Here is an 18,192-nt window from a genome sequence, read left to right on the forward strand (position 1 = left end):
AGCCGGCAGCAGCGCATCCATAAAGCTGAACTGACCAGTACCCTTCACCGACATCGACCACTCCCTGGCTCAGCAACAGGGAATCACGATCAGCGAATTTCGCAATAGGCCCCCAGCGGAGGAGGATCTGGGCGACCCAGCCCAACACATCGTCATCCTCCGCACATGGGTTCCTCAGATCTCGCCGCGCGAGACCGGAGGATGACCAACATGAGAAGAAGATGCTCCCCCACTGGGGGAGCTGGCGGCGAAGCCGACTGAGGGGGACTTTGACTCCTTCAGCGCGCCCCGACTTTTTCAGCCCATTCGCGGCAAGATCGTCAGAACCAAACCGCCCGCCGTTCGTTAGTCGCAGTGTCCTATTGTAAGGGAGGCGGCGAGTGTTCGACGTCACCGACGCGCGGTCGGAGAATCTGATACGGTTGAACCTGTCAGAGGCTCCTCATTTTGGCGCTCCGGGTCGCATGGGTTTCCACCTGATCGACACCACCATGATGTACGCGCCGCGTTCCGGCGGCGTGAAGCGCTACCTTTTGCAAAAGCGGGACTGGCTGACCAAGCGCCGGCCCGACATCACCCACACCCTGGTTGTTCCTGGGCCGACCACCGGCCTCTCGGCGCCTGGCGTCGTCAGCGTCGCCGCCGCCCGCCTGCCGTTTGGCGACGGTTACCGGATGCCGGCCTCGACCACCAAGTGGGAGACCGTCCTGCGGATGCTGGAGCCCGACATCATCGAGGCCGGCGACATGTTCGTGCCGGGCCACGCCGCGCTTGAGGCCGGCGAGGCGCTGGACGTTCCCGTGGTCGGGTTCTGCCACACCGACGCGGCCGCCCTCGCCGCCCTGCACTTTGGCGAATGGGCCGAGGCCCCGGCTATGAAGCACTGGGCCGCGACCTTCGCCCGCTTCGACCGCGTCGTCGCCCCCAGCCGCCATATCGCCGCCCGCCTGGGCGAGGCCGGGGTCGAGAAGGTCAGCGTGCAGATGCTGGGCGTCGACACCGAGCTGTTCCATCCCGACCGCGCCGAGGCCGCCAAGCTGAAGCGCAGCCTGGGCCTGCCCTCCAGCGCCAGGCTGCTGGTCTTCGCCGGCCGCCCGGCCCGCGAGAAGAACATCGAGAGCCTGATCTGCGCCGTCGAGCGCCTGGGCGCGCCCTATCACCTGCTGCTGGTCGGCGCCGGCAAGGACGCCCACTACTCGCCGCGTGTGATCCCGCTGGCCTATGAGCGCGACCCGCTGAAGCTCGCGACCTTGATCGCCAGCTGCGACGCCCTGGTCCACGCCAACGAGAACGAGCCTTTCGGCCTGATCGTGCTGGAGGCCCTGGCCGCCGGGGTTCCGGTGGTCGGCCCCTCGCGCGGGGGTATCGCCGAACTGATCGACGAGCGGGTCGGCCAGCAGGCGCTCACCGTCGATCCGGCAGGCATGGCCGAGGCGATCGAGGCCCTGTTCGCGCGCGAGCAGACCCCGATCAAGGTCGCCGCCCGTCGGCGGGCCGAGCAGCGCCATAGCTGGGACACGACCTTCGAAGGCCTGACCCGGATCTATGGCGAGCTCGTCGTCGGCCGCTCCAACGCCGCCCCGACACCGCTAAGGGCTTAACGCCCGCCAGATGCTCCCCCGCTGGGGAGCTGTCAGCAAAGCTGACTGAGGGGGTCACCTCCCCGTAGGCATGTCCTTGAACGCGATGTCCTTGTCGACCCGGATGTCCCCGGGCAGGCCCAGCACGCGTTCGGCGATGATGTTGCGCAAGATCTCGTCGGTGCCGCCGGCGATCCGCAGGCCCGGCGCGAACATCAGCGACCAGTGGAACGCCGCGTCCTCGGGCGCCAGGTCGCCGTCGTTGATGATCCCATACTGGTCGAGCATCTCGATGGCGGTGTTGGCCAGCTCCTGCATCTGCACGGCCGAGATGATCTTGCCGATCGAGCTCTCCGGCCCCGGCGTCTGACCGCGCGACAAAGCCGTCATGGTCCGGTTCCGGGTATGCCGAAGCCCCTCGGCCTGGACATACCAGTCCGCCAGCTTCTCGCGCACCGCCTGGTCCTGCAGCGCCGAGGCGCCGTCCATACTGGGCGTGTTGCGCGCCGTCTCCATGAACTGGCTCCAGCCCGCCCCCGTCGCGCCGCCCACCGCCAGCCGCTCGTTCATCAGGGTCACCAGGCTGACCTTCCAGCCCTCGCCCTCAGCCCCCAGCCGCTGACTGTCCTTGACCCGTACGTCGGTGAAGAACACCTCGTTGAACCCCGATCCGCCCGACATCTGGTGGATCGGCTTGATCTCGACCCCCGGATCCTTCAGGTCCAGCCAGAACATCGTCAGGCCCTTATGCTTGGGCACTTCCGGATTTGTCCTAACGATTACAATGCCATAGTCGGAAAACTGGGCGCCGGTCGTCCACACCTTTTGCCCGTTGATCAGCCAGTCGCCGGAGCCGTCCGGGACCCGCTCGGCCTTGGTGCGTGAAGCCGCCACGTCGGAGCCGCCGGAGGGCTCGGAGAACAGCTGCGACCAGATTTCCTCGCCGCGAATGGCCGGCCCGACGAAGCGCTTCTTGGTCTCGTCGTCGGCGAAGGTCATGACCGTGGGCACGCACATGCCCAGCCCGATCTGGAAGGGGTTGGGCGGGATCGGATGCTTGGCCTCTTCCTGGCCGAAGATCACGTTCTGGACCGGGGTGCCGCCCTGGCCGCCCCACTCCTTGGGCCAGGTGATGCAGGCGTAGCCGGCCGCGGCCTTCTTGGCCTGCCAGGCCTTGGAGGCGCCCATGCTGTCGCCGCCCTCGGGATCGGCGCCCTCGCGCTTCTTGGGCGCATTGACGTCCAGCCACTGACGGACCTGTTGGCGATAGGCGGCTTCTTCGGGGGTGTCGTTGAAATCCATGACCTATCTCCTGCTCAAGCGGCCGACGCCGCATTGCGGCGTTCGAGGTGGCTGACGAGGCGTTCCTTCCAGACCCGCGGCGCGCCGGCCACGAGGCTGAGCTGCCGCGAGCGGCGATAATAGAGGTGGCAGTCCATTTCCCAGGTGAAGCCGATGCCGCCGTGGGTCTGGATGTTTTCCTTCGACGCGAACCAGAAAGCCTCGGAGGCCGCGATCCGGGCGGCGCTGGCGGCGACCGTGAGCTCCGGCGCGTTCGTGTTGAGCGCCCAGGCGCCGTAATAGGCGTTGGAACGGGACAGCTCGTTCTTCACATACATGTCGGCGAGCTTGTGCTTGATCGCTTGATACGAGGCGATGACCCGGCCAAAGGCGTAGCGTTCCAGCGCGTACTCCTTGGCCATCTCCAGGCAGCGGTCGGCGCCGCCGGTCTGTTCGAAGGCCAGCAGAACCGCCGCGCGGTCGAAGACCTGCTCGACCAACTCGAAGCCCTCGCCGGCGTTCCCGACCCGGCGCACCGGCGTGTTCTTGAACACCAGCCTGGCCGCGTCGCGGGTCGGATCGAGGGTCTTCACCGCCTCACGGGTCACCGAGCTGTCGGTCAGGTCGGCGAGGAACAGGCCGGGCTTGCCGTTCTCCTTGGCCAGCACCAGGGCGACATTAGCGATATCGCCGTCGGTGACAGGGATCTTCACGCCGGTCAGCTTGCCGTCGGTCACGGTGGATTGGAGCGTGCCGGCCGTCACCACGCCTGGACCTTCGGAGGTGGCGACGGCGCCGATGATCTCGCCCGCCGCGATCTTCGGCAGCAGATAGGCCTTCTGCTCTTCATTGCCGGCCAACATGATCGCCTCGGCCAGGAAGTAGACCGTCGAGGCGAACGGAATCGGCGCGACGACGCGGCCCAGTTCCTCGGCGATAACGCAGAGTTCCAGGTGCCCCAACCCAAGACCGCCATGGGCCTCGGGGATCGCAGCGCCCAGCCAGCCCTGCGCGGCGACCGCCTTCCAGAGGTCCTCGTCGTAGGCCTTGTCCTTGTCGTCCAGCACGGCGCGCGCGCGGGTGGTCGGACTGTTGGCTTCGAGGAACTTGCGAGCCTCGCCCTTCAGAAATTTCTGATCGTCTGAGAAATCGAAATTCATTTCCGCCCATTCCGCCGTTTGTCGGCCGGTTCAATGCTTGCTTGGCGGCCACCATACGCGCCCGGCGCACCTTGAAAAGATTGACCTCGCGTCAAGAATTTCAGGGTCTTATGGCCGATCTGACCAAGAGGTTCCGAAGGCGCGCGCATGGCCAAGGCGATATTCCAGCGAAACCAGAAGGTTTGGGTCGAGAGCGTCGGCGTCTGGGCGATGATCGAGAAGATCGTGCCTGTCTGGGCCAAGGGCTTCGACGAACCGGTCCGGGTGACCTACGACGTGGGCCTGGGCCGCGACTTCCAGGGACACGAGCTTAAGCCGGAACAGGGCAGCGGCGCCGACGCCCTGGCCGACGGCGCGCCGCAATGGCGGCTGCTGCGGGCGCGCAACAAGTGGCAGGCCGAGGAAGACTCCGCCCATCACCCCTATCCGGGGACCTATCCGGTGGTGGTGACCGACGCCGCCGACTGGGGCGGCTGGCGGGTGCCGGGCGCCGAGTACGACCGCGATCCGCACAAGATCGAGTTTCAGGCGCGGCTGATCACCAGCGCGCCGCATCTGCTGGCGCTGGCCCGCCGGATCGTTCGCATCGTCGATGAAAGCGCCGGCGACGCGCCGCCCGAGTTGCAGCGCATCGCCGAGGACATCTCCAGGCTCGATCGGCTGTTCAACGAAACGCCGGTGGCCGGCCCTGCCGCCACACGCGTGGAAGTGGCCTAGATATCACCCCCGAGATCGGCGGAAGCCGGAGGCTTTGATCCACCAGCGCACTGGCGATTGGCGCTGGCCGTGGCTAAATGCCCCCCATGCGTACAGACACTCCCCAGCCGATCTCGCTCGCCGACTACACGCCCCCCGCCTTCCTGATCGATGAGGTCCATCTGGACTTCGCGCTCGCGGCGAACACCACGCGGGTCAAGGCGAAGCTGACGATCCGGCGCAACGGCGACCACACCGGACCGCTGGTGCTGAACGGCGAGCGGCTGAAGCCGATCTCGGTCGCGGTCGACGGCCGCGTCCTGGGCGACGGCGAGCGCACCATCGACGCCGAGTTCCTGACCGTTCCGGACGTGCCGGACGCCTTCGTGCTGGAAACCGAGGTCGAGATCGACCCGGAGAATAACAAGGCGCTGGAAGGGCTCTACATGTCCGGCGGCCGGTTCTGCACCCAGTGCGAGGCCGAGGGTTTCCGCAAGATCACCTGGTATCCCGACCGGCCCGACGTGCTGTCGCGCTTCACCGTGCGCATCGAGGCCGACAAGACGTTCCGCCACCTGCTGTCCAACGGCAACCTGATGAGCTCGGGCGAGTTGCCGGGCGGGCGTCACTTCGCCGTCTGGAACGACCCCTTCCCCAAGCCGGCCTATCTGTTCGCCCTGGTCGGCGGCGAGCTGGACGTTCTGGAAGACAAGCTGGTCACCATGAGCGGTCGCACGGTCGACCTGCGCATCTTCGTCGACACCGGCATGGCCGCGCGCGCCGCCTACGCCATGGACGCCCTGAAGCGTTCGATGGTCTGGGACGAGCAGACCTTTGGGCGCGAATACGATCTGGACCTGTTCATGATCGTCGCCGTTCGCGACTTCAATTTCGGCGCGATGGAGAACAAGGGGTTGAACATCTTCAACTCCTCGCTGCTGCTGGCCGACCCGGCCACCGCCACCGACATGGACTTCGAGCGCATCGAGAGCGTCGTCGCCCACGAGTATTTCCACAACTGGACCGGTGACCGGATCACCTGCCGCGACTGGTTCCAGCTGTGCCTGAAGGAGGGCCTGACGGTCTTCCGCGACCAGAGCTTCTCGGCCGACATGCGCGGCGCGGCCGTCCAGCGGATCAAGGACGTGAAGGCCCTGCGCGCGCGCCAGTTCCCTGAGGACCAGGGGCCGCTGGCCCACCCGGTGCGGCCGTCCAGCTACCTCAAGATCGACAACTTCTACACCGCGACCATCTACGAGAAGGGCGCCGAAGTGATCCGGATGCTCAAGACCCTGATCGGTCCTGAAAAATTCCGGGAGGGCATGGACCTCTATTTCGACCGCTGGGACGGCCACGCCACCACAGTCGAGGAGTTCATCCGTTGCTTCGCCGAGGTGACCGGCGAGGATCTGAGCGACTTCTTCGCCTGGTACGAACAGGCCGGCACGCCGAAGGTCTCGCTGAAGCACAGCTATGACGCCGGCGCCCGCACCCTGCAGATCGACCTCAGCCAGCACACCGCGCCGACCCCTGGCCAGCCGAACAAGCGGCCGCTGCCGGTCCCGGTCACCATCGGCCTGCTGGACGGCGAAGGCCGGACCCTGGCCTTCGAGCGCGACGGCAAGGCGCTGGACCAGACCGTGGTGGTGCTGGACGCCGCCCAGGCCAGCGTGACGCTGAGCGGCGTCGATGCGGCCCCGGTGATCTCGGCGCTGCGGGGCTTCTCCGCCCCAGTGACGCTGACCACCGACGCCCCAGCCAAGGACCGCTATGTCCAGCTGGCCTCGGACCCTGACCTGTTCAACCGTTGGGAGGCCGGCCAGGATCTGGCCCGCGCCCTGATCGTGGCCCGCGCCAAGGGCGCGCCCGACGAGGTCGGCGAGGAACGCTTCGCCGAGGCCATGGGCCGGGCCCTGAACGACCAGGCGTCCGATCCAGCCTTCAAGGCCTTGCTGCTCTCGCTGCCCAGCGAGTCCGACCTGGCGCTGGCGATCCAGCCCGCCGACCCGGCCGCGATCCACGCCGCCCGCGAGGCCCTGCGCACCCGCCTGTCGCTGCATCTCACCGAGGACCTGAAGCGCCTGCATATCGGCCTGCAGGAACTGGCCGAGTTCTCGCCGGACGCCGCCAGCGCCGGCCGCCGCGCCCTGCGCAACGCAGCCCTGGACCTGCTGGCCGCCAATCCCCGCGCCGAAATCGGCGAACTGGCCGAGGGCCACTACCGCGCCGCGGCGAACATGACCGACGCCATCGGCGGCCTTTCGGCCCTGATGCTGGTCGGCGGCGAAGCCTATGAGGCCGCCCTGGCCGACTTCTTCGATCGTTGGAAGTCCGAGCCTATGGTCATCGACAAGTGGTTCGCCCTGCAGGCCCGCGACCCCGACGAAAGCGCCCTGGGCCGGGTCATGGGCCTGACCGCCCATCCGGCCTTCGAGCAGAAGAACCCCAACCGCCTGCGGGCGTTGGTCTCGACCTTCGCCAACTTCAATCCGTCGCGGTTCCACGATGCGAGCGGCGCCGGCTACCGGTTCCTCGCCGACCAGATCCTGGTCGTCGACAGCTTCAACCCGATGACCGCGGCGCGGCTGGTCGAGCCCCTGGGCGGCTGGCGGCGCTACAAGCCGGAACTGGGCGCGCTGATGAAGCGTGAACTGGCCCGGATCGCGGCGACCGAAGGACTTTCGAAGAACGTCTACGAGCTGGCCGCCAAGGCGCTCGCCGAATGAATTGAGCAGGCTGTCTCCCGCGTTAGGGAAAACCGAATCTTTACGTTAAATCCGCAACTTCGTACGGAGGCGCGTAACTCGGGAGACAGCCAGCCTATGTCGGTCTCACTCAACCGGGTCCGGTTCCTGATCGTCGACGACAACACCCACGCGGTAAACCTCGTCAAAGCGATGCTGCGGGGGTTCGGCGCCGATCAGCTCTACGACGCCCAGACCGTCGACGCCGCCAAGCGTCGGATGAAGATGACGCCGTGCGACATTGTCATCCTCGACTACATGCTGAACGCCGAGGAAGGCGTCGCCTTCGCCCAGTGGCTGCGCAACGATCCCGAGAGCCCGGCCCCCTACACCCCGATCATCCTGCTGACCGGTCATGCCGACCGCTCACGGATCATGGCGGCGCGCGACGCCGGGGTGAACGAGTTCTGCGTCAAGCCCGTCACCCCCGCCGACCTGATGAAACGGATCGTCTGGGTGATCGATCGGGCCCGCCCGTTCGTGCGCAGCGAGAGCTATTTTGGGCCTGACAGGCGCCGTCACGACGACCCCAACTACAAGGGGCCGGAACGCCGGGCCGAGCGCCAAAGGAAACCGTGATCGTCCTGAGACCACGTGCCTCGTGACGCGCCACGCGCGCTTGCGTAGACTCACCCGCGCGAGTGACTCGGGATAGGGCGCAAGGGAGCGGCGGGCTTTGGCCAGACGCGGGGGCAAAGACGCGGCTGAGACTGGGCCAAGCCAACCGAAGAGCGCTGCTGCGCCCGACGGCCGGAGAGGCGTGAGTCAGGGTTTCGTGCGGATCGCGATCCTCTCGACCCTGCTGCTGCTGGCCATCTACACCACCATCGCCATCTTCAAGATCAGCCGTGAGCCGCAGGCCGGCACGCTGGCGAACGCAGCCCTGCCCAGCCGGACGGAAACCCTGGCCGCCCGCGTCGACGTCGAGGGCGCGGCGTTGCGCGGCGGTCTGGCCGCCGCGCGCGAAACCTTGCAGCGCAAGGCCGATCCTCCCATCGACGCGGCCGAGACCGCCCTTGCGGTGGCCGGCGGCGCGGCCCTGGCCGTGGCCGTGACGGACGACCAGGGCGTCGTCGCCGTGAGCGGCAAGGCCGCCGGCGTGAACTGGGGCGAACTGGCGACTGAAGCCGAGCAGGCTGGCGGAAACGTCTGGATCGGCGCCTCGAACCAGACCCCGGCGTCGCTGGTCGTCGCCGGAAGCGTCGCCACCAGCAAGGGCCGCCGCCAGATCATCCTGGTCGGCGATCCGGCCCGCCTGAGCGCGCTGCTCGCCGCCGATCAGGTCGTGGCCACGACCAAGGGCCAGATCCTCGCCGCCGCCGGAGCCGGCGGCCTGGCCCAGGCCCGCGACGTGAACGAGGCGTTCGGCCTGACGGCGGCGCAGCTGAGCCGCGCGAGCGGCCTGGTGCGCGGGACCAAGCCCGACGGCGCGGCACAGGATCTGGTCGGTCGCCCGGCGATGGACGGGGCGCTGCTGGCCGTGTCGGCGACGCCGTCCAGCGCGCACGAGATCAACTCCACCGCCCGGCAACTCGGCTGGCTGACCGCCCCCCTCGCCGTAGCCTTCATGCTGGGCCTGCTGCTGCTTAACCAGAGCCGCAAGATGGAGGACGCCCAGCAGGCGGTCATCGATTCCGAGCGACGCTTCCGGCTGGCCGTCGAAGCCGCCCGCTGCGGCATCTGGGAGTGGGACCTGACCACCGACCAGATGTTCATGTCCGACGTCACCGGCGCGATATTCGGCTGGGGCGGCGGCGGCGTCGTGCCGGGCCAGGACGTGCTGGACCGCGTTTCCCCCGACCACCGCGAGCGGGTCCGCCAGGCGCTGTCCACCGCCGCCGTCTATGGCGGCTTCGACGTGTCGTTCCGGGTGCCCTCGCTTCAGGGCGGCCGGCCGATCTGGATCGACGCCCGCGGCCAGGCCTTCGGCCGCTCGGAAGAGTCGGGCTATTCGCGGATCATCGGGGTGGCCCTGGACGTCACCGAGGAGCGCATGGCCCAGGCCCGCGCCCAGGCCGCCGAGAGCCGCCTGCGCGACGCCATCGAAAGCGTGTCGGAAGCCTTCGTGCTGTGGGACCGCAACGGCCGCCTGCTGCTCTGCAACCACAACTACCGCAACGTCTTCTCGCTGGAGCCCAAGCTGCTGAAGCCGGGCGCCGGGCGCGAAGAGGTCAATCGTTTCGCCCAGCTCGCCATCCAGCAGGAGATGCCGAGCCCCGACGGCCGCAAGGGCGTGCGCGAGGCCGAACTGGCCGACGGCCGCTGGATCCAGATCTCCGAGCGGCGCACCGCCGAGGGCGGCCTGGTGATGACCGCCGCCGACATCACCGCCATCAAGACCCAGGACGAGGCGCGCCGGCTCAACGAAGAACAGCTTCAGAAGGCCATCGTCAGTCTGGAGCGCAGCCAGGAGCAGCTTTCGGAACTGGCCCGCAAATACGAGATGGAGAAGGTCCGGGCCGAGGGCGCCAACAAGGCCAAGAGCGAGTTCCTGGCCAATATGAGCCACGAATTGCGCACCCCGCTGAACGCCATCAACGGCTTCTCCGAGATCATGGTCGGCGAGATGTTCGGCCAACTCGGCGACACCCGCTACAAGGGCTACGCCCAGGATATCCTCTCGTCGGGCCAGCACCTGCTGGCGCTGATCAACGACATCCTCGACATGTCGAAGATCGAGGCTGGCAAGATGGCGCTCAAGTTCGAGCCCCTGGCGCTGGAAGAGGTGGCCGAGGACGCCGTGCGCCTGGTCCGCAACCGGGCCGAGGCCGCGGGCCTGGCCCTGACCATCGACTTCCCGCACCTGCCCGAGGTCGAGGCCGACTACCGCGCCGTGAAGCAAGTGCTGCTGAACCTGCTGTCGAACGCCATCAAGTTCACCCCGCGCGGCGGCCGGGTGACGATCCGCGCCGAGGGCCGCCACGATCCGCTGGGCGAGCGCATCCGCGTCAGCGTGCAGGACACCGGCATCGGCATCGCCCAGGACGACCTGGCCCGGCTGGCCAAGCCCTTCGAGCAGGTCGAGAACCAGCACTCCAAGACCACCCAGGGCACGGGCCTGGGCCTGGCGCTCACCAAGTCGCTGGTGGAGATGCACGGCGGCTCGCTCGACATGCAGAGCGCGCCCGGCGAGGGCACCATGGTCAGCTTCTCCCTGCCCATCCGTCAGAGCGGCGCCGTCCGCACCGTGCCGGGCTTCGCGGTCGCCTAGAGCCTTGCCTTCGGATGGCCAGCCGCGCGCAGGGCCGCCGGATCGCGAATAGTGATCTGGGCGTAGGACAGCTCAACGATCCCGGCCCGCTCCAGCGACTTGAGCAGCTTGTTCAACGTCTGGCGCGATACGCCCACCATCGCGGCCAGGTCCTCCTGACGAATGCGCAGCACGCCGGGCGAGGCGTCGGCCGCCGCCCGGACCGACGCGGCCAAAGTGCGGGCCAACCGCACCCGCACCGGCTGGGCCAGGCTCTGGCCGACAACCGCCAGGGCTCCGCGCTGGTGGGCGCAGCCGAGCAGCGCGATGTCGCGGTAGATCTCGGGCCGCGCCGCCGCCAGCCGCGAGACCTCGTCCATCGGCAGGTTCACCACCCGGGCCGGGCCGAAACAGATGGCGTCGTGCGGCCGAGGCCCGCCGTCCAGGACCGACAGCTCCCCGAACCAGCCGCCGGTTCCGACGATCAACCCGACCAGCTCCATGCCCACGGCCGGATAGCTGACCAGCCGCACCTCGCCCTGCAGCACCGCCCACAGGCCGTCGGGTTCGTCGCCGACGCCGTAGAGCAGCGCGCGGTCCCGCACCGCCCGGACATGGCCGATGTCGAGCAGCAACGCCTGGCGTTCGGGCGGCAGGGCGCCGAACCAACGGTCCCTCGACAGCGTCTCGCGTTCAGCCGGCGTCATCGGCTTGATCTGCCAGTTACGACGAGATTGTCAACTTGGCGACAGAGTCGCCGTCCGATCGGTGGCAGGTAAGCCCATCCCCAGACACCGGAGCCGCCCATGACCACCGCCCTGAAGCTGACCCCCAGCCTGCGCGACCAAGTCTCGCAGGAGGAGTGGGCGGTTCGCGTCGATCTGGCCGCCGCCTATCGGCTGGTGGCCCTCTATGGCTGGGACGACCTGATCTTCACCCATCTCAGCGCCCGCGTGCCGGGGCCCGAGCATCACTTCCTGATCAACCCCTACGACCTGATGTTCGAGGAGATAACCGCCTCGTCGCTGGTGAAGATCGATCATGAGGGAAACAAGATCGTCGACCGCCCAGCCTATGTGAACCGGGCCGGCTTTGTCATCCATTCGGCGATCCATATGGGCCGCGAGGACGCCCACGCGGTGCTGCACCTGCACACGCCGCACGGCCAGGCGGTCTCGGCCATGGCCGAGGGCCTGCTGCCCCACACCCAGACTGCGATGATCGCGATGCACGACGTCGCCTATCATGACTTCGAGGGCATCGCGACGGAGCTGGAGGAGCGCGAGCGCCTGGTCGCCGACATGGGCGCCAAGAACGCCATGATCCTGCGCAATCACGGCACCCTGACGGTCGGCGAGTCCGTCGCCCAGGCGTTCCTGCGCATGTACTATCTGGAGCGCGCCTGCGAGGCGCAGGTGCTGATGCTGAGCGCCGGACGGGACGGACTGAACACCCCGCCCCAGGGCGTGGCCGAAAAGGTCGAGATGCAGTCGGGCGCCGCGGGCATGAAGAAGCTCGCCGACCGGCTCGCCTGGCCGGCCCTGCTGCGCAAGCTCGATCGCATCGATCCCAGCTTCCGCAACTAGCGCGGACCGTTCGGTCCTTGCGGCTGACCATGCCCTGGCCGTTCGGCCAGGGCCTTGGCCAGCTTCCGCCGCTCGCCCGGCGTCAGGCCGGCGGCGAAGTCGACGATGCGGGCGTCAATCTCGCCGCGCGTCGCGGCCTCCCGGCTGCGGATCTCGGCGAGCTTGTGCTTGCTCAGGGCCGGATCGAACGGTTCGGCGCCCAAGGTTCCCCAGGCCTGCGTCCGGGCCTCGCGCATCTGGCGCATATTGGCGCGGGCCTCCATGCCCTCGCCGCGCAGCATGGTGCGATAGGCGCGCGCCTGTTCTGGGCTCAAGGCCTCCGCCGCCGCCCAGACCGGCTGATTCATGCGCGCCATCGGCGGCGGGCGGTCGGAGCGCAGGCGCTGGCCGACCACCAGACCGCCGACCACGCCGCCGATCAGGAACAGGTTCAGGGCCAGCGAGACGAAAAGAACGATCTGCGTTCGACGGCTCATCAGGCGCCCTCCCCGACCACGACTTCCGAAAGATCGTCATAGCCGCTGAGCGCGGCGCTGACGGTGTCGTCCTGCTGGACCACCGTGTCCGACAGCCGCACCCCGACCACCAGGCCCGCCGCGCAGGCGCCGGCCAGGCCCACGCCCAACCCGGCACGCCAGAACCATCCCCGCACGCCAGACCGCGCGCGGGAGCGCGGCGCCGAGGCGATCACCGCCTCACGCAGTTGGTGCGTAACCGGCTGCGGCGCCCAGGCGCCGAGCAGGTCGTCCAACCCGGCGGGCGCGGCCAGCGCCGCCTTGGCGAAATCGGGATCGGCCGCCAGCAGCAAGGCGGCGGCGTCCCGTTCGGCCAGCGGCCAGCGGGCGATGTCGCCGCCATAGATCTCGGCCAGGTCCTCGAAGCGTTCGCGGGTCATGACGTTAGCTTTCCACCATATCCGACAGGGCCGCGCGCAGGGCGCGCCGCCCCCGCGAGAGCAGGCTCTCCAAGGCCTCGACACTGACGCCCATCAGGGCGGCGGCCTCGATATTGGAAAGCTCCTGATAGTGACAGAGGCTGACAGCCTCGCGTTGACGGTCGGGCAAGGCGCGCATGGCGGCGGCCACGCGCAGGCCCACGTCCCGCGCCTGCAGGCCGCGATCGGGGGCCGGCCCCTCGTCGATCTGCTCCGGCGGATTGTCGGTCGCCACCTCGCGGCGGCGGCGCAGCCGGTCGTAGCAGAGGTTCAGCGCCACCCGGTGCAGCCAGGTGTCGAACTTGGCCACGCCCGGCCGCCAGTCCCGTGCCTGTTTCCAGGCCCGCACGAAGGTCTCCTGAGCGACATCCTCGGCCTCGGCCGCATCGCCCAGCATCCGTCCGGCCAGCGCCAGCAGACGCGGCAGCTTGCGGGCCACCAGGGCGCGCACGGCCGCAGGGTCGCCCTCGCCCACGCGCGCCAGCAACGCCTCGTCCGGGTCGCCAGGATCCAAGCCTCACCTCACCCTTGTCGGGTTCAAGCTTGCTATGTCCTTCAACCGACGTCACGGCCGCGATTCCGGCGCAGGGCGTGCTTCATGGAATTTCCTTGGGGCGGCCAAGCGCCCGTCTATTCCTCTAACGTCGCGCGCGACGCCTTCCGTCGCTCAGGATCGCAGAATGACGTCATAGGCCTGACGCGCGCCCTTGCGGGCGGTGTCGAGCTTGGCCGTCAGAGCCCGGAAATCGCGCGCCTCTCCCGCCCGCGCCAGCAAGGCGCGGAACGCCTTCGGCTCGCCGGACGGATCGGTGTTGTCGGCCAGCGCCACCTTCAAAAGTTGGGTCAGGTTCTGCTGCAGGGTCCAGGCCTTGCGCAGCGCCGCCAGGGCCTCAGTGGAGGCCAGGCCCGCAGCGCCCGCCGCAGCCAGGGCCTGGGCGGTGTTCTGGCTGAGCGGTCCGCCCTCTCCGGCGTGGGCGAGTTGCAGGAACTGGGCGGCGAACTCGATATCGACCAGGCCGCCCGGCGAGAGCTTCAGGTCCCACTGCCCCTTCGGCGGACGTTCCTGCTCCAGCAGCTCGCGCATTTCGCGGACGTCCTTGGCGGTGCGGGCGCGATCGCGCGAGCGCCGCAACGCCGCCTCGATCGCCGCCGCCGCGTCGGCCGCGAAGCTCTCGGACGAGGCCCAAACCACCCGCGCGCGGGTCAGGGCCATCAATTCCCAGGTCTCGGCCTCGCGTTCGTAATATTCCTCGAAGGCCGGGAAGCTGACCGCCACCGGCCCCTTGGTGCCGGAAGGGCGCAGCTGCATGTCGACCTCGTAGAGCTCCCCCTCCCCGGTTGGGATCGACAGCGCGGCGATCAGGCGCTGGGTGAACCGGCCATAGAAGGTCTCCGCTCCCCACTCCTTGACCGACGACACCGCACCGGGCGACGACGCGCGATAGAGGGTCATCAGATCAAGGTCGGAGCCCGCGCTCATCTCGCGCGAGCCGCACTTGCCGAGCGCGATCACCGCCGCCTCGCCCTCGAATTGGCCGCCCAGCCGCTCGGCCTCGGCCAGCGCCGCCGGGGCCAGGGTCTCGATGCAGATATCGGCGAGGTCGGCGAAGGCCCGGCCGGCGGTCTCGGCGCTGGCCGCCCCGCTCATCACCTGGACGCCGACCCGGAAGGCCTGCTCGCGATGCACCCGGCGCACAGCGTCCATGACGCCTTCGAAGCCGTCGGCCCGCGCCACCGCGACCGCCATCATGCTGCGGTCTTCCTCGGAATCGAGATTGGCGAAGAAGGCGCCGTCCAGCAGGGCGTCGAGGGCGGCTGGCCGCCGGGCCAGGGTGTTGGCCAGGCGCGGCGCGAAGGCCATCACCTGCACCATCAGTTCGAACAGCTTCGGCTGGGCCAGGAACAGTGACTGCAGCTGCACCCCCGACGACAGCTTGGAGAAGAAATCCTCGAAGCGGGTGAAGGCGGTGTCGGCCGCGCCGGAGGCCTGAGCCGCGTCGAGCAGGCGCGGCGCCAGCCGGGTGAGCAGCTCCCGCCCGCGTTCGGTCCGCGTGGCCTGGATATGCCCGTGGTGCCAGTTGCGAATGGTCTGGGAGACGCGAGCGGGGTTGGAGAACCCCATCCGGCTGAGCGTGGCCAGGGTCTCTGGATCATCGTCGACGCCGGTGAAGATCAGGCTGCCGAACTTCGACGACAGCTGCTCCTCGTCGGGGAACAGCTCGCCATAGCGGCGATTGACGGTCTTCAAGGTCCGCTCGATGGCCGCGTCGAAGCTGCGCACCCGGTCATAGCCCGACAGCGCCGCAACCCGTTTGCGCTCACCATCGGATTCCGACAGCCGATGGGTCTGCTCGTCGGCCAGCATCTGGATGCGGTGCTCGGCGGACCGCAGCTGCCGGTAGGCCTCGGTCAGTTCGTCGGCGGCCTGGCTGGAGACGTGACCCGCCGCTTCCAGGGCGCGCAGGGCGTCCAGGGTGCGCGGCGAGCGCAGCTCGAGGTGCCGGCCGCCCAGGATCAATTGCTGGGTCTGGACGTAGAACTCAATCTCGCGGATGCCGCCGCGACCGAGCTTCAGGTCCACGCCCTTGGCGGTCAGGCGGTCGTCGACCTTGTGGACGTGGATCTGGCGCTTGATGGAGTGGATGTCGGCGATGGCGGCGAAGTCGAGGTTCTTGCGCCAGATGAACGGCGCCAGTTCGGCCAGGAACGCCCGGCCCCGCCCGACGTCTCCGGCCGCCGCGCGCGCCTTGATGAAGGCCGCCCGCTCCCAGTTCTGGCCGACGCTCTCGTAGTAGTCGAAGGCCGCCGCCGCCGGAATCGCCGGCGGGGTCGAGGACGGATCGGGCCGTAGCCGCAGGTCGACGCGGAAGACATAGCCGTCGCCGGTCTTGTCCTGCATCAGTTCGGCCAGCCGGTGGGTCAGGCGGACCGCGAAGCCTTGGGTCTCGATCCCCTCGGCCAGGGGCAGCGCCTCCGGCTCGTAGAAGACCGAGATGTCGATATCGCTGGAATAGTTCAGCTCATAGGCGCCGTGCTTGCCCATGGCGATGCAGAACCAGCCGGGCACCGGACCTTCGTCGCCCGTTCCGATCCGCGTCAGGCGGCCGGCCTCCAGCTCGGCCTGGGCCGCGACGGTCAGGGCCGTGTAGAGGGCGGCGTCGGCGAAGCGGGTCAGCCCGCCGGTGACCGCGTCCAGATCCCAGACCCCGCCCAGATCAGCCAGGGCGATCAGCAGGTGGGCCTCGGCCTTCAGCTTGCGCAGGCCCGACTTGGCGCCTTCCCAATCGGACGACGCCAGGGCTGTGGTCCGCGCCAGCAGGTCGGCGAAGCGCACATCCGGGTCGCTCTCCAGCAGGACGCGCAGCCGCACCGGGTCGCGGCGGGCCAGGCTCGTCAGGTACGGCGAGGCGCCGAACACCGGCGCCAGGGCGGGCCAGGCGGCGTCCAGCAACTCCATCCAGCCGTCGCGCGTGGCGGCCTCGACCAGCACGTTACGCGCACGGTCGGCGGCCTTGAGGTCGGCCACCGGACCGCAGGGTTTGAGAACGTCCAGAAGATGAGTCATCGCAAACACTCTAGCCGGGTGGCGATAGAGATTTCACTAGCGCTTAGGCCGGGCGCGGCAGGATCAGGGCGACGCGGAGGCCTGGGCCCATCTCACCGACCTTGCCTGGCCCCTCCGACAGCTCCAGCCGCCCGCCATGCGCCTCGGCGACGGCGGCGACCAGCGACAGGCCAAGGCCCGAGCCCGGTTCGCTCCGGCTGTTCTCCAGGCGGACGAAACGTTCGACTACCCGCGCGCGGTCCTCGTCGGGCACGCCTGGCCCAGTGTCGGTGATCGAATATTCGACCTCGCCGGACGAACGGCGACGGACCCGCAGCATGATCGCGCCGCCAGCCGGGGTGTACTTCACGGCGTTGTCCAGCAGATTGGCCAGGGCCTGGGCCAGGAACTCGCGGTTACCGCGCACCTGGAGGTCCCGGGTCAGTTCGGCGTCGAACTCCAGCCCCTTGTCCTCGCAGGTCGGCTCGTAGAGTTCGGCGAGATCGGCGGCGAGATCGGCCGGGTCGAACAGCACCTGGTCGGGGGCCTGCCCCGCCGCCTGCAGCCGGGCGATGGACAGCACCGCGCCAAAGGTCTTCAGCACGCCGTCGGTGTCGTCCAGCGCCTGGCCCAGCGCTTCCTCGGCGTTGCCCTTGCCGGCCTCGACGTCGAGATAGGCCGTCTCCAGCCGCGCCCGCAGGCGGGTCAGGGGCGAGCGCAGGTCGTGGGCGATGGCGTCGCCGGCGTGACGATGGCCGGCCATCGAGCGTTCCAGCCGGTCGAGCATCTCGTTGACGCCCTCGGAGAGTTCATCGAACTCGTCACGGGTGCCGCGCACCGTGGCCCTGGCGCCGAAGTCGCCGTTGCGCACGGCGGCGACGACATCGTTCAACGCCCCCATGCTGCGCGAGACGTTGCGGCTGACCAGCAGGCCCCCGGCCAAGCCGAGCACGATGACCAGGGCGCCCGCGCCCCACAGGGCCCGGACGATCTTGACGACATAGGCCTGGTCTTCGCTGACGTCGGCGCCGACGAACAGGATCTCGCCGCCGCTCAGCCGCTCCTGGAAGCCGCGCGCCGGGTGCTTCACCAGCCGCCCCTGGGCGTCGTAATCAGTGACCGAGAAACTGGCGCGCGAAGGGGCGCCGCGGACGTCTTCCAACGGCGACTCGGCGATGGAGCCCGAGATCCGCGTCCCGTCCGGCTTCATGAGCAGGTAGAGGAACGGCCGTTCGCTGGCCGCGCGCTCGATCAGCGACTGGTTCACGGCGTCGACGCCGGCCCGGTCATAGGCCGCGACCAGCGAGCGCATCTCGCGCGTGATGTTCTGGTCGGTCCGCCGCGTCGCCTCCCCGGCGGTCGCCAGGTAGATGTAGGCCAGGAAGGCGCTGGCCGCCGCGGCGAACAACGCCAGGAACAGCAGGGTCAGCCGGAACGGCGTGGTTCTGAAAAGCCTGGGCAGGCGCATGGCGTGCGC

The 18,192-nt window shown here is 68.8% G+C and carries 14 protein-coding genes; 6 read left to right on the forward strand and 8 right to left on the reverse strand.

Annotated elements, in window-relative coordinates; genetic code table 11:
• Positions 1 to 464 precede the first annotated feature (464 nt).
• Positions 465 to 1,601, forward strand: coding sequence for a glycosyltransferase (locus ASE02_RS08340; RefSeq protein ID WP_156405969.1), 1,137 nt, complete (start codon positions 465 to 467; stop codon positions 1,599 to 1,601).
• Positions 1,602 to 1,655: 54 nt separating this feature from the next.
• Here ASE02_RS08340 and ASE02_RS08345 read toward each other — a convergent pair whose 3' ends face one another.
• Positions 1,656 to 2,882: an acyl-CoA dehydrogenase family protein gene (locus ASE02_RS08345; protein ID WP_056733068.1), complete on the reverse strand. Its 1,227-nt coding sequence runs from the start codon at positions 2,880 to 2,882 to the stop codon at positions 1,656 to 1,658.
• 14 nt (positions 2,883 to 2,896) lie between these two features.
• Positions 2,897 to 4,021, reverse strand: a complete 1,125-nt coding sequence (locus ASE02_RS08350) for an acyl-CoA dehydrogenase family protein (protein ID WP_056733069.1) — start codon at positions 4,019 to 4,021, stop codon at positions 2,897 to 2,899.
• A gap of 147 nt (positions 4,022 to 4,168) precedes the next feature.
• Between ASE02_RS08350 and ASE02_RS08355 the strand changes: the two genes are divergently transcribed.
• From ASE02_RS08355 to ASE02_RS08370, 4 genes are all read left to right on the forward strand, one after another.
• Positions 4,169 to 4,738, forward strand: a complete 570-nt coding sequence (locus ASE02_RS08355; RefSeq protein ID WP_056733071.1) for a hypothetical protein — start codon at positions 4,169 to 4,171, stop codon at positions 4,736 to 4,738.
• A gap of 86 nt (positions 4,739 to 4,824) precedes the next feature.
• Complete coding sequence (gene pepN, locus ASE02_RS08360) at positions 4,825 to 7,443, forward strand: aminopeptidase N (protein WP_056733073.1); 2,619 nt, start codon at positions 4,825 to 4,827, stop codon at positions 7,441 to 7,443.
• A 96-nt stretch (positions 7,444 to 7,539) separates the two neighbouring features.
• Positions 7,540 to 8,040, forward strand: a complete 501-nt coding sequence (locus ASE02_RS08365) for a response regulator (protein WP_056733075.1) — start codon at positions 7,540 to 7,542, stop codon at positions 8,038 to 8,040.
• 181 nt (positions 8,041 to 8,221) lie between these two features.
• Positions 8,222 to 10,672 (forward strand): ATP-binding protein, encoded by a 2,451-nt coding sequence (locus tag ASE02_RS08370; RefSeq protein ID WP_304438355.1) that lies wholly within the window; start codon positions 8,222 to 8,224, stop codon positions 10,670 to 10,672.
• Here the strand turns inward: ASE02_RS08370 and ASE02_RS08375 are convergent.
• Positions 10,669 to 11,358 (reverse strand): Crp/Fnr family transcriptional regulator, encoded by a 690-nt coding sequence (locus ASE02_RS08375; RefSeq protein ID WP_056733079.1) that lies wholly within the window; start codon positions 11,356 to 11,358, stop codon positions 10,669 to 10,671. The genes ASE02_RS08370 and ASE02_RS08375 overlap by 4 nt on opposite strands.
• Before the next feature lie 99 nt (positions 11,359 to 11,457).
• Here ASE02_RS08375 and ASE02_RS08380 point away from each other — a divergent pair, with 99 nt between their 5' ends.
• Positions 11,458 to 12,237, forward strand: coding sequence for a class II aldolase/adducin family protein (locus ASE02_RS08380; protein WP_056733081.1), 780 nt, complete (start codon positions 11,458 to 11,460; stop codon positions 12,235 to 12,237).
• Here ASE02_RS08380 and ASE02_RS08385 read toward each other — a convergent pair.
• The 5 genes from ASE02_RS08385 to ASE02_RS08405 all read right to left on the reverse strand — a co-directional run bounded on the left by ASE02_RS08385 (position 12,234) and on the right by ASE02_RS08405 (position 18,183).
• On the reverse strand, positions 12,234 to 12,713 hold the full coding sequence (locus ASE02_RS08385; protein ID WP_056733083.1) for a periplasmic heavy metal sensor: 480 nt from the start codon (positions 12,711 to 12,713) through the stop codon (positions 12,234 to 12,236). The two genes, ASE02_RS08380 and ASE02_RS08385, sit on opposite strands and share 4 nt — an antisense overlap.
• The gene (locus tag ASE02_RS08390) at positions 12,713 to 13,132 is read right to left on the reverse strand and encodes a hypothetical protein (protein ID WP_056733085.1); all 420 of its coding nucleotides are present in this window, start codon (positions 13,130 to 13,132) and stop codon (positions 12,713 to 12,715) included. Before ASE02_RS08390 ends, ASE02_RS08385 begins: the two co-directional genes overlap by 1 nt.
• Before the next feature lie 4 nt (positions 13,133 to 13,136).
• Positions 13,137 to 13,685: an RNA polymerase sigma factor gene (locus tag ASE02_RS08395; protein ID WP_056733087.1), complete on the reverse strand. Its 549-nt coding sequence runs from the start codon at positions 13,683 to 13,685 to the stop codon at positions 13,137 to 13,139.
• A gap of 153 nt (positions 13,686 to 13,838) precedes the next feature.
• Entirely contained in the window at positions 13,839 to 16,736 is a 2,898-nt protein-coding gene (locus ASE02_RS08400) for a bifunctional [glutamine synthetase] adenylyltransferase/[glutamine synthetase]-adenylyl-L-tyrosine phosphorylase (RefSeq protein ID WP_056733089.1), read from the reverse strand.
• Between the two features lie 43 nt (positions 16,737 to 16,779).
• Complete coding sequence (locus tag ASE02_RS08405) at positions 16,780 to 18,183, reverse strand: HAMP domain-containing sensor histidine kinase (protein WP_056733091.1); 1,404 nt, start codon at positions 18,181 to 18,183, stop codon at positions 16,780 to 16,782.
• Positions 18,184 to 18,192: the final 9 nt, after the last annotated feature.

This window comes from Phenylobacterium sp. Root700 (genome assembly GCF_001429025.1).
Lineage (GTDB): Bacteria > Pseudomonadota > Alphaproteobacteria > Caulobacterales > Caulobacteraceae > Phenylobacterium.

What these genes read in the sequence shown, in the direction of transcription:
- ASE02_RS08340 (WP_156405969.1), top strand. Translation starts at nt 465, where the DNA reads ATGGGTTTCCACCTGATCGACACCACCATGATGTACGCGCCGCGTTCC.
- ASE02_RS08345 (WP_056733068.1), bottom strand. Translation starts at nt 2,882, where the DNA reads ATGGATTTCAACGACACCCCCGAAGAAGCCGCCTATCGCCAACAGGTC.
- ASE02_RS08350 (WP_056733069.1), bottom strand. Translation starts at nt 4,021, where the DNA reads ATGAATTTCGATTTCTCAGACGATCAGAAATTTCTGAAGGGCGAGGCT.
- ASE02_RS08355 (WP_056733071.1), top strand. Translation starts at nt 4,169, where the DNA reads ATGGCCAAGGCGATATTCCAGCGAAACCAGAAGGTTTGGGTCGAGAGC.
- pepN (WP_056733073.1), top strand. Translation starts at nt 4,825, where the DNA reads ATGCGTACAGACACTCCCCAGCCGATCTCGCTCGCCGACTACACGCCC.
- ASE02_RS08365 (WP_056733075.1), top strand. Translation starts at nt 7,540, where the DNA reads ATGTCGGTCTCACTCAACCGGGTCCGGTTCCTGATCGTCGACGACAAC.
- ASE02_RS08375 (WP_056733079.1), bottom strand. Translation starts at nt 11,358, where the DNA reads ATGACGCCGGCTGAACGCGAGACGCTGTCGAGGGACCGTTGGTTCGGC.
- ASE02_RS08380 (WP_056733081.1), top strand. Translation starts at nt 11,458, where the DNA reads ATGACCACCGCCCTGAAGCTGACCCCCAGCCTGCGCGACCAAGTCTCG.
- ASE02_RS08385 (WP_056733083.1), bottom strand. Translation starts at nt 12,713, where the DNA reads ATGAGCCGTCGAACGCAGATCGTTCTTTTCGTCTCGCTGGCCCTGAAC.
- ASE02_RS08390 (WP_056733085.1), bottom strand. Translation starts at nt 13,132, where the DNA reads ATGACCCGCGAACGCTTCGAGGACCTGGCCGAGATCTATGGCGGCGAC.
- ASE02_RS08400 (WP_056733089.1), bottom strand. Translation starts at nt 16,736, where the DNA reads ATGACTCATCTTCTGGACGTTCTCAAACCCTGCGGTCCGGTGGCCGAC.
- ASE02_RS08405 (WP_056733091.1), bottom strand. Translation starts at nt 18,183, where the DNA reads ATGCGCCTGCCCAGGCTTTTCAGAACCACGCCGTTCCGGCTGACCCTG.